The following is a 10,636-nucleotide window of genomic DNA, read 5'->3' on the forward strand; positions in this document are numbered from 1 at the left end:
TTTTCTTAAAAAACATCAATCGCTACCGTCATTTATTGGCTTTATGGTTTTTATTTGTTAGACTAAGCGGTCTTTATTTTTCGACAGTTATTCGATACTTAGGAATACAGCTGATTATTCATATCATTGATTAATATGTCGTGTTGGTTAGTGCAGTATTCATCTATCACGTGTCCGTGAATAAAGTCGTTGGTTCAGCATATTATGCGCTCGTAGCTCAGTTGGATAGAGTATCGGTCTCCGAAGCCGAGGGTCGTGGGTTCGATTCCCGCCGAGCGCACCAATCATTATGTTCCAACCTTGCTCCACCCTTCTTTAGTATTACCCTAAATTGCCCATACTCATCAAAACTACACTTCAATATGTTTGCGGCTTTTCTGTGCCCATATGCTTCTAAATCTCTCACCTATAACAGTACCTTACTCTGCATCTTGCAAATCAGCAGTCAGCTGAGCGCGGCTGGGTACACGGTGATAGTTAATAACAGGCACATCTCCCAAACGACGTTGACCAACATCTATCTTTTTATCAATCGTAATCATCGCAATTTTTTTATCTTGCTTGCTGAGTAACAAATGATTTGCCTTACGGTTTACGCGATAATCAGGGAAATACTGCTTTAATAGTGCTGAGGTTTTTTGTAGGCTGTCATTAATAGGTTTATTCGCCTTTGCACCCATTTTGTGGCTGTGTCTGTGGCTATGTTTTTCGCCCGCTTTAGCACCACGCACCTTTGCCAACATCCATAAGACCGCGATAACGGTAAACAGTATGACAAGCCACCAAATTCCATCTATCATAAGAAAAAACATCCATCATTAGCAAGGGTTGGCTCATGTTAGCAGAATTATCACCAGCGTTAATAGCAGAAGTAGCACTTGCCATTAAGTTATTGAAATCGAAACAGCGTATTTGCATTTTGACAGGGGCTGGCATTTCTGCAGAAAGCGGTATTCCAACGTTTCGAGACAAACAAACAGGGCTATGGGAAAACTATGGCGTAGAAGATTTAGCCACGCCAGATGCGTTCATCCGCGATCCAAAGCTAGTATGGTCATGGTATCAATGGCGCCGGCAAGTGGTCGCCGATAAAAAGCCAAATCCAGCACACGACGCCTTAGCACAGTGGCAGTATCATGCTCAGTCTTCCGATCAACAAGTGACACTTATCACCCAAAATGTCGATGACTTGCACGAACAGGCTGGTAGCACAGTTACCCATTTACATGGCAATCTGTGGTGCAATCGTTGTAGTCAGTGCGAGATGCCCTACCCAAACCAAGCAAGGAGCTCATATAGCGGCGAAAATGCGCTTAGCTTTGATGAAACGCTAATAACCTGTGAGCATTGCGATGGATATATCAGACCAGACATTGTGTGGTTTGGTGAAGCGTTGCCTGTAGATGAGTGGCAAACAGCTGAAAATGCTGCGACTAACTGCGAGGTGTTTATTAGTATTGGCACCTCAAGCCTCGTCTACCCTGCCGCTGGATTATCTCAGTTAGCCAAACAAAATGGCGCCCAAATTATCGAGATAAACCCAGACCCGACACCGAATACACTCGTTGATATAACGTTAGCAGAAAAAGCGGGTATTATTCTGCCACTATTAATATAAGAGATTACTGCGCTATAGCCGTAACGGTATGACAGATACTGACATCCAATATAAGGTGCTACTCAGTATTATCTCTCTTGACTGTTTCGTTGACGGCTCTCCAGTGTCACAATAAAAAAGGCTTAACGATTTATATAAACCGTTAAGCCTTGGATACTAAAACCTGATCACATTGAATTTACTGTAGTGCCAGATCCACTTTCGCTAAATATACTGCTTTTAACTCATCATCTATAAATGACGATCTAAACGAATTCTTTACTAGAGTAACGATATCAGCTTCTGTTAAAGGTAAGTTTTCACAGATATTTATAAAGTTCTGATTGATATAGCCTTTGAAATACGCTGGATCATCAGAATTGACACTGATGTTCAGACCATAATCTAGCAGCTCTTTTATATTGTGCTCTGTGTAGTTCCCGAAGACCTTAAGTTCAATATTAGAGTTTGGACAAACGGTCAGTGGCATTTGCTCATCTTTAAGCCTCTGCATCAGCTCTGGGCTTTTTATAGACTGTACACCATGATCTATTCTATTAATGTTCAATAAATCCAGTGCTTCGTAGATATAAGAAAAATCAGCCTCTTCACCAGCGTGTGCGACCAATTTAAAGCCCGCTTCTTCTGCCGTTTTAAAGACATCTTTGAACTTTGAAGGAGGGTTGCCCAATTCTGAAGAATCAAGACCGACACCGATAATGTCATCTTTAAATGCCATTGCTTCTTCTAGCGTTTTAAAAGCTTCTTCTTGTGATAAATGTCTTAAAAAACACATGATAATGCAAGAAGTGATGCCGTATTTTTCCTTGGCATCCGCGAGTGCTTCTTTGATACCTGTGATTACCGCTTCAAAAGGCACGCCTCTTTCGGTATGAGTTTGTGGATCAAAAAATATCTCTGTGTGAATGACATTGTCTTCAACACACTTAAGAATGTATTCCCATGTTAAATCATAGAAATCATCTTTGGTGATAAGGACGTTGGCACCTGCATAGTAGATATCCAAAAACGTTTGCAGATTGGTGAAGTTATAGGCGTTACGCACATCTTCTATGTCTTTATACGGAATCTCTATCTGGTTTTTTTTTGCCAATCTAAACATCAGCTCAGGCTCTAATGAGCCTTCGATATGTAAGTGCAGTTCAGCTTTCGGTAGTTTCTGTATTAAATCAATCATAGTGTTCCAGTAGTGACTTTTCATATTAGGGTGTTATCAAGAAAGGCTTTTATAAATGCGGTATTTGTATATATGCTTAAGTTATATCTCAATCGCTCTCTTTCTAGAAACGCTATTATATTTCAATTGAGGCTGAAACCATAGAGAAGCGATAAAATCTAAAAAAACGGCTATCAGATACGATGATAAACATTACTTTAAAAACACCACAGTATCAGACAACTCATTACCCGCTGGATCATGCTCAAGATGATAATACTGGCGCATTACTTGTCCCACTTCATCCAATAATTCAGCCAGACTTTCTTCTGTTTTTTGATTGGCAATGCCTGACACGGCTTTGTCGCACATCGCGCGCCAGACAGTTGGGCTAACGTGAGCACTGATACCACGATCCGCAACGATCTCTAACTGATGCTCGCAAACATTGACATAGATTAAAACACCTGTATTTTCTTCAGTATCCCAAACACGATATTCACTAAACAAATCAATCGCACGTGCGCGGCAGCCAACATGATAAGCATCTTGGATAGGCAGATGGTTTTCTACAATCAAAAACACCTCACCGCGATGCCCACGCTCTGCCTGTGTTACCTTTTCTGTGAGACGAGCTTTGGCCTCTTCTGTCAGCCACTTACTATGCAAGAGAGGGACAAACAAAACTTGACGCCACCAGCGAGCAAAACTGGGATTTGAAGTGTTGTTTTCTGCCATTATATTATTTCCTCAAGTACGTCATTGCTAATGGGGAGTTAGTATCTGTTCTTATCAAGAGTTCTAGCCAGCGTCTACCATGATCCGCCAGCACCACCGCCGCCAAATCCACCACCGCCACCGCCAAAGCCGCCGCCACCGAAACCACCACCGAAACCACCACCGCTAAAGCCGCCGCTACTACCACCGCCCATGCCAGGCAGGAATATCATGCCACCGCGTTTACGACCACCGCCAGAGCCACCTTTACCGCCACCGCCGCCACGTGAAATCAAAAACAGCCACAAAAATATCGCCATAATCACGGTCATGAAAAAGCCACCACCCAATGCGAGTGAGCCAGCAAAGAAGCCACCTGTCGTCAAGATAGAGCCAAACACACGACCGAAGATATTAGTAATAAAACTACCGAATATCATCGCCATGATAAATAAGAAAATAGGCGACGGCACTTCGTCAGAGTCCTGCTGTGTACTACGTTCAGCTGCTTGCGCATCAGCACGAGCCAAGACCTCAGGATCAGCAGTCAAGCGCGCCTTTAACGCCCCAACACCTGCCAGTATCCCAGCACCATAATCGTTTTGCTTAAACAACGGTGTAATATCTTCACGAATAATTCGGCTGACCGCAGCGTCTGGCAACACACCTTCTAATCCGTAACCTGTCAAAATATACATATCACGGTCATTAACAGCGACCACCATTAGTAACCCATCATCGATATCTTCATTACCTAGCTGCCACTTTTCAGCTACTTCTAATGCATAATCAAATATTGGCACACCATTCGTGGTAGGAACGATCACCACTGCGGCTTGGGCAAAACCTTGCTGATAAATGCTTCTAAGCTGTGCCTCTAATCGCTGTTTTTCTTGCGGGTTTAAGATATTGGCTTGGTCAACCACGGGCGAGTTCAGTATCAGCTTATCAGCATCGACACTCTCTGCATTTGACTGTATTGGTGCTTGAGCGGTTGGCTGCGAGCTTGATGTCGCTTCATCATTAGCCACATTAGGATTAATCGCCTCGTTGCCAAGGACGGCATCATTGATAGCGTCATTACCCAACACGGCATCGTTGATGGCTTCATTGGACTCACCTGCCTTGGCAAGTGCCACCAAATCTTCGACACTACGATCTTGCAAGCTCGACGTGCTATTGGTCGCAGCAACTGTATCGTTAGGCGCAGCGTGTAGCATAGGCGCACTACTGACGCTGAGTGTGAGCAGTAATACTGATAAGATTGCTTTTGAATGATTCATCTAATCTATACCACCTCAAATGACATCTTTACTATAGTCAGTTCCATATAAATTGGATATGGCGTCAGACGCGCTCAGTCTACCATCTGTAGTACTGTTACTCGCCTGTTCTATATCTAAACTACCTTTAACTAACTGTAAATTGATAGGTATTCATACTTATCAATACCTTTAAAATAAATCTGGCCGACTACTCTACACGAATAGAGCGGCTAACACGTTTCTATCGATAGCTTCATTCAATGCACTTTACTGAGCACTCGCTGCATCGTCATCACCAAAATCAACAGTCGGCGCCGTTGAGATAGCTTCTTCATTCGCCACGCTAAAGTTTGGCTTGGTATCCATACCAAATACTTTGGCAGTGATATTGGTTGGGAACTGGCGCACCGTCGTATTATACGATTGTACTTCTTGAATATAACGGTTACGCGCGACCGTAATACGGTTTTCAGTCCCTTCTAACTGAGCTTGCAAATCTTGGAATAATGCATCTGATTTTAGCTCAGGATATCGCTCAGACACAGCCATTAGACGTGATAGCGCACCAGTCATTTGTTCTTGCGCAGCAGCATAACGCTCCATCGCTTCTGGATCATTGAGCACTTCTGCCGTTACCGTGATACCACCAGCACGCGAGCGAGCTTCTGCCACCTGAGTGAATACTTCTTGCTCTTGCTCAGCATACTGCTGTACCACTTTGACTAGGTTTGGCACCAAATCAGCACGGCGCTGGTATTGGTTGACCACTTCTGACCACGATGCTGTCACTTGCTCATCTTGCGCCTGCAGGTTGTTATAGCCACAGCCACTTAGACCAACGGTAGAAGTCGCTAATACGGCTGCCAACATAATGGGTTTTACAATTGATTGACGCTTCATCGTTGTTTCTCCTAATAATGGTAAATAACAAAATACTTAGTAACACGTTTTTTTAATAATTTTTGAGTACTTATTCATAATTTTTGGATACTGATTTTTAATGCTTACACAGCTCTATATTGCTTATATAACCTTACAAAGACTGATAAGGGCATTGCTAGCGTAGTCGTTATCATACCCCTACTTATACACCTCTATCTATAAAGTGTCATATCGTCATTTGCAAAGTATGCTAACAATGATGATGCCATCACGGTACTTTTACAATTCATGATTACCAAAACACAACCGCCATATGTTTTCGCTCGTTTGCTTCTCTTACTGATTATCGAACGATAGCACCCAGCAAGCATCCCTCAAACACCACCAAAAATCTAACATTTCTACGAGCTTACCCTTTGCTTTCCTGTGGGTTTTATAGCCCGTCACAGAGGCTATTTATTTACAATTCATCAGTATATCGGTGTACCGAAATTTGAGATTTACAGAATGACGAAACATATGATGTTTTATGCTTATTTGTGACTGTACTCAACTCATCAAATATACATATATATAGTTATATAAAAAGAAAATTCTAGTAATTGGTACAAAAATATGGCAAATTGCAGTTACGTAGCCGTACGGTTTGAATACATTTGGTAGTGGACTTATAGTATGATTAGTATTAGCGAATTTCTGATTTCTATTTAAATATCAGTTAACTACTAGCTAAGTAGTTATAGTAAGTGGTTATAGATAGTTACTCGCTAAACTTAATCAGCCATGCCAATAGTGTAGTCAATCGGAACGGCTCATAGCAAATTGAATACTGTCACTACGATAAGTATTTAATTATATAACTGCCTGTTTTATCCGTTGATACTAATATTGTCAATAGCAAGCACTATATAAACGGTCAATATTGCTATTAATATACGCGGATAAACACAGAAAACTACAGTCCATTCTTAGTGGCCAAGCACGTATGAGACTCAAGTAATATGCATGAGTCGATGTAGCTAATTTAACTGCTTAACTTAAATAAGTAAGTTAACCAGTTAGCTTACTCCTAGCATACAGAGCCACTTTGAGACAGTACTAGGAATATAAATATGGAAGGTTTAGTTAACTTAGTAAACGGAATTATCTGGAGCCCTGCGCTGATCTATCTGTGCTTAGGTGCGGGTCTGTTTTATTCCATCTTAACGCGTTTTGTACAAGTCCGCCTATTCGGTGAAATGATTAGATTGCTGTTTAAGGGCAAACCTGATAATGACGGTATCTCATCATTTCAGGCATTAGCTGTTTCTCTAGCCGGTCGTGTAGGTATGGGTAACATCGCTGGTGTTGCTGCTGCCATTGGTTTTGGTGGTCCAGGTGCCGTATTCTGGATGTGGGTTGTGGCCTTCTTAGGCGCTTCAACCGCTTATGTTGAATCTACCTTGGGTCAGATTTATAAAGAGCGCGATGTTGTCACGGGTGAATACCGCGGTGGCCCTGCTTACTACTTCGAGCGTGCGCTTGGGCAAAAGTGGTATGGTATTTTATTCGCCATTGCTTCTATCGTTTCTTGTGGTATCTTCTTACCTGGTGTACAGGCGAACGGTGTTATCAATGCTGTGGCTCAGGTCGCCGGTGAAGGTTCAGTCATGAACTTCATGGGTATCGAAACTGGCACAACTCGTATTATCGCCCTTGGTATTATCTTAGTGGTATTAGGATTTATCATTTTTGGTGGTATCAAACGTATTGCGACCTTTACTGAATACGCTGTACCATTTATGGCAGTAGGTTATATTATCTTAGCCCTACTTATCATGTTCTCTAACTTCAGCATGATCCCTCACGTATTTGGTTCAATCATTGGTGATGCATTTACTGCTCAAGCAGGCTTTGGTGCTGCTATCGGTTGGGGTGTGAAGCGCGGTATTTACTCAAACGAAGCTGGCCAGGGTACAGGTCCTCACGCTGCCGCAGCTGCTGCGGTTGATCATCCCGCACAGCAGGGTTTGGTACAAGCATTCTCAGTTTATGTTGATACCTTACTTGTTTGTTCTGCGACTGCCTTCATGATTTTGTCTACAGGCATGTACAATATCCAAGGTACACTACCTGAAGGTCAGTTCTTAGTCCAAAACGTAGCGGCAAATATCGAGATTAACTCTCCTTCATTCACCCAAATGGCGATGGAATCAGTCTACGGTACTTTTGGTAATACGTTCATTGCCATCGCTGTATTCTTCTTTGCCTTTACAACTATCTTGGCGTACTACTACATCGCTGAAGTCAACATCTCGTACCTTACCCGCTCTATGGGCAAAGGCGCTAGTAAAGCAGGTCAGTTCGTTGTTAAGCTTATCATCATGTTTATGGTTGCTTATGGCGCACTAAACAGCTCTGGATATATCTGGGGACTTGGCGACGTTGGTGTTGGCCTGATGGCTTGGTTGAACATCGTTGGTATCATCGTGATCTTCTTTGTCGCACGCCCTGCTATCGATATCCTACGAGATTACGAAGCACAGCTTAAAGCTGGTGGCGGTACGACTGCCAAAAGATTCGTTTTTGATCCTAAGAAATTTGGTATCAAGAATGCGACTTATTGGGAAGAGCGTCATGCAGAAGAGCAACAAAGATTGGCTGCAAATCCACTCAACAAAGAAGCTAAGTAATACGTTTACTGAAACTCTTTAAAGTAGTGGTTTTTTAAGCCTCTAAAAAAAGCCCAAGACAAGTGTCTTGGGCTTTTTTATTTGTGTAGTCTCAATGAATAAATATAAAACAAGCACTGCTAAAATATAGATACAACAGAGCTAGTCATAAGATACGTACCTACTCTCTTATGTACTTATACAGATATGGTGTGCCTCTATCTTTACCTCTGCGCACTCATAAGACATCCACTCTACTACTCTAACCGCAAGTCTTAATGCGTAAAGACTATGGTCAAAATAGTGATACCAAAAAGTGCTAACGTTGATCTCGCTAAAAAGTTCGATATCTCTGCCCTTATCATCAGCTATCTAGACTCACAGTTGCATTGAATCAGCTGTCAATTTCATGCGACAGACTTATAGCAGTGCTACGATGAACTGACGATAGATAACCTTTAGGCACAAAAAAGCCCAGCTAAAAGCTAGGCCTTTTCGATATCATTGATAAAGTATAAACAGATAGATTAAAAACTTACTCAGGCATTAATACTGCATCGATAGTGTGTACTACACCATTCGTTGCCATGATATCTGTACCAGTGATATTAGCAGTGTTACCAGTAGCATCAGTGATTACATTGTCTTCGCTGATAGAAATAGTTGCACCGTTTGCTGTTTTGATATCAGTACCATAAGGGATATCAGCAGCCAATACTTCTGACGCTAGCACATGGTATGGAAGTACTTTTTTGAGCAAATCAGTGTTAGCCAATAGCTCTTCTTTAGTTACGCCTAGCTTCTCTAATACAGGAGCAAACGCATCATCAGTTGGTGCAAATACTGTATGCTTGGTTTCTTCCATTAGCATAGTATCAAGACCAGCTGCTTGTAATGCCGCAGTTAGAATCGTTAAGTTTTCGTTGCCTGCTGCGATTTCAGCGATGGTTTGTGTAGCCATCGTGTCTTCCATGCCATCAGTTTCAGCCATAGGATCAGTTTCACCCATTGCATCAGTTTCAGCCATTGGCTCTGCTACAACTTCTTCAGTAGTCGCTTCTGGTTCTACTGGATCAGTAGTGGCTTCTTTGTCAGCACAAGCAGCGAGTGACATGGCAGCGGTAACAACAGCGATAGATAGTAGATTCTTCTTCAACATAGGTATTTCCTTATCAATGAATGTTCAATTAAGTTATTTGATGAACAAATAAGTTCTCTCAGTTAATGAATATAACAGTTAACAACTTATTTATTGCAAGCGATACCAATTGGTTGGAGTCGATCACATCAAATCTGCTATACCAATAACTACGATTCTAACTGATTAATTTTGAATTAATGCTTACTTAGGTAGCAACACTGTATCAATCACGTGTACGACACCATTATTAACTTGTATATCGCCCACTATGATACTAAAGATACAGATACTTTTAGTAAAACGAATGCTTTTAATAAAATGGACGCTTGTAATAAAACAGCCATCTTATGACAGATAAAAGCTGGTATTCATACCAGCTTCATCATATATAGGTATACGGTTATCACATCTTAACTAAAGCTATTTTATAGTCGTACTTTATTTAGGTAATAGTACTTTGTCGATTACGTGTACAACACCATTGGTAGCAGCAATATCAGTTTTTAGGATGTTAGCTGTACGGCCGTTTTCGTCTTGCAGCTGACCTTTCGCTGTCACCATTAGCGTGTCTTTGCTAAGCATGGCAATGTTGCCTGGCTTCACATCTGCTGCATATACTGGCGCTGCACCATTAATTACATGGTAGCCCAAGATTTTGGTTAGCAATGGCTTGTTGGCAAACAGTTGCGCTTTGGTCATGCCTGTTTCTTGTAATACTTGTGCAAACGCTTCATTGGTTGGTGCAAATATCGTAAAGTTAGCGTTAGGATTAGAGAGTGGCTCTGCAATACCAGCTGCTTGTACAGCTTCAACTAGTAGTGAGAAGTCAGCATTACTCTGTGCGACTTGTACTACGTTCATGTCTGACATTGCTTGGCTGCTAGTAGGCGTTTGCGTTGCTGCATTTGTGCTATCACTTGGCGTCATGTTATTACATGCGCTCAAGCCTGCAACTGAAAGGGCTAATGTACCGATTGCAGCAATTTTAGTAAGTTTCATAATTCTATCCTTGACGATTAAGTAGTAGTAATTGAATGTTTTTAGACGATGATAGTCTTATCTCATTAACTAACTGGTATTTCGTAGGCGATCATTACATCGATATAAATATTCATATCTGATAAAAGCGATGAACACTCATTAGTAAGTATTGCTTACGAAATACCAGTTCTTCTGAAATCAAATTAACATCTCAAAAAAGTTTAT

Annotated in this window: 10 protein-coding genes and 1 tRNA gene; 3 read left to right on the top strand and 8 right to left on the bottom strand. The window is 41.6% G+C overall.

Features of this window, described 5'->3' with window-relative positions; translation table 11 throughout:
- The first annotated feature begins 206 nt into the window (after positions 1 to 206).
- Positions 207 to 283, top strand: a tRNA-Arg gene (locus tag I6E83_RS12740).
- A gap of 136 nt (positions 284 to 419) precedes the next feature.
- Here the strand turns inward: I6E83_RS12740 and I6E83_RS12745 are convergent.
- Positions 420 to 800 carry a hypothetical protein gene (locus I6E83_RS12745; RefSeq protein WP_197102365.1) on the bottom strand — a complete coding sequence of 127 codons (381 nt, stop codon included), beginning with the start codon at positions 798 to 800 and terminating at the stop codon, positions 420 to 422.
- A 35-nt stretch (positions 801 to 835) separates the two neighbouring features.
- Between I6E83_RS12745 and I6E83_RS12750 the strand changes: the two genes are divergently transcribed.
- Entirely contained in the window at positions 836 to 1,618 is a 783-nt protein-coding gene (locus tag I6E83_RS12750; protein WP_197102366.1) for an SIR2 family NAD-dependent protein deacylase, read from the top strand.
- A gap of 178 nt (positions 1,619 to 1,796) precedes the next feature.
- On the opposite strand, the gene I6E83_RS12755 is transcribed toward I6E83_RS12750, so the two are convergent.
- From I6E83_RS12755 to I6E83_RS12770, 4 genes are all read right to left on the bottom strand, one after another.
- The gene (locus I6E83_RS12755) at positions 1,797 to 2,795 is read right to left on the bottom strand and encodes an adenosine deaminase (RefSeq protein WP_197102367.1); all 999 of its coding nucleotides are present in this window, start codon (positions 2,793 to 2,795) and stop codon (positions 1,797 to 1,799) included.
- A 192-nt stretch (positions 2,796 to 2,987) separates the two neighbouring features.
- Positions 2,988 to 3,512, bottom strand: a complete 525-nt coding sequence (locus tag I6E83_RS12760; RefSeq protein ID WP_110923900.1) for a TPM domain-containing protein — start codon at positions 3,510 to 3,512, stop codon at positions 2,988 to 2,990.
- 74 nt (positions 3,513 to 3,586) lie between these two features.
- Positions 3,587 to 4,774 (bottom strand): TPM domain-containing protein, encoded by a 1,188-nt coding sequence (locus I6E83_RS12765; RefSeq protein WP_197102368.1) that lies wholly within the window; start codon positions 4,772 to 4,774, stop codon positions 3,587 to 3,589.
- Between the two features lie 249 nt (positions 4,775 to 5,023).
- Positions 5,024 to 5,656, bottom strand: coding sequence for a LemA family protein (locus I6E83_RS12770; RefSeq protein ID WP_197102369.1), 633 nt, complete (start codon positions 5,654 to 5,656; stop codon positions 5,024 to 5,026).
- 1,094 nt (positions 5,657 to 6,750) lie between these two features.
- On the opposite strand from I6E83_RS12770, the gene I6E83_RS12775 reads away from it, so the two are divergent.
- On the top strand, positions 6,751 to 8,310 hold the full coding sequence (locus tag I6E83_RS12775) for an alanine/glycine:cation symporter family protein (RefSeq protein WP_197102370.1): 1,560 nt from the start codon (positions 6,751 to 6,753) through the stop codon (positions 8,308 to 8,310).
- A 514-nt stretch (positions 8,311 to 8,824) separates the two neighbouring features.
- On the opposite strand, the gene I6E83_RS12780 is transcribed toward I6E83_RS12775, so the two are convergent.
- The 3 genes from I6E83_RS12780 to I6E83_RS12790 form a co-directional block, all read right to left on the bottom strand.
- The gene (locus tag I6E83_RS12780) at positions 8,825 to 9,448 is read right to left on the bottom strand and encodes a fasciclin domain-containing protein (protein WP_110923896.1); all 624 of its coding nucleotides are present in this window, start codon (positions 9,446 to 9,448) and stop codon (positions 8,825 to 8,827) included.
- 183 nt (positions 9,449 to 9,631) lie between these two features.
- A complete protein-coding gene (locus I6E83_RS14985; protein ID WP_197102442.1) occupies positions 9,632 to 9,763 on the bottom strand; it encodes a fasciclin domain-containing protein in 132 nt (43 codons plus the stop codon).
- 105 nt (positions 9,764 to 9,868) lie between these two features.
- On the bottom strand, positions 9,869 to 10,429 hold the full coding sequence (locus I6E83_RS12790) for a fasciclin domain-containing protein (RefSeq protein WP_194198004.1): 561 nt from the start codon (positions 10,427 to 10,429) through the stop codon (positions 9,869 to 9,871).
- Positions 10,430 to 10,636 lie beyond the last annotated feature (207 nt).

It is taken from the genome of Psychrobacter sp. SZ93C1, assembly GCF_015864635.1.
GTDB classification, from domain to species: domain Bacteria; phylum Pseudomonadota; class Gammaproteobacteria; order Pseudomonadales; family Moraxellaceae; genus Psychrobacter; species Psychrobacter fozii.

Excerpts from the sequence above, each read along its gene's own strand:
- I6E83_RS12745 (WP_197102365.1), bottom strand. The coding sequence starts at position 800 with ATGATAGATGGAATTTGGTGGCTTGTCATACTGTTTACCGTTATCGCG.
- I6E83_RS12750 (WP_197102366.1), top strand. The coding sequence starts at position 836 with ATGTTAGCAGAATTATCACCAGCGTTAATAGCAGAAGTAGCACTTGCC.
- I6E83_RS12755 (WP_197102367.1), bottom strand. The coding sequence starts at position 2,795 with ATGATTGATTTAATACAGAAACTACCGAAAGCTGAACTGCACTTACAT.
- I6E83_RS12760 (WP_110923900.1), bottom strand. The coding sequence starts at position 3,512 with ATGGCAGAAAACAACACTTCAAATCCCAGTTTTGCTCGCTGGTGGCGT.
- I6E83_RS12765 (WP_197102368.1), bottom strand. The coding sequence starts at position 4,774 with ATGAATCATTCAAAAGCAATCTTATCAGTATTACTGCTCACACTCAGC.
- I6E83_RS12770 (WP_197102369.1), bottom strand. The coding sequence starts at position 5,656 with ATGAAGCGTCAATCAATTGTAAAACCCATTATGTTGGCAGCCGTATTA.
- I6E83_RS12775 (WP_197102370.1), top strand. The coding sequence starts at position 6,751 with ATGGAAGGTTTAGTTAACTTAGTAAACGGAATTATCTGGAGCCCTGCG.
- I6E83_RS12780 (WP_110923896.1), bottom strand. The coding sequence starts at position 9,448 with ATGTTGAAGAAGAATCTACTATCTATCGCTGTTGTTACCGCTGCCATG.
- I6E83_RS12790 (WP_194198004.1), bottom strand. The coding sequence starts at position 10,429 with ATGAAACTTACTAAAATTGCTGCAATCGGTACATTAGCCCTTTCAGTT.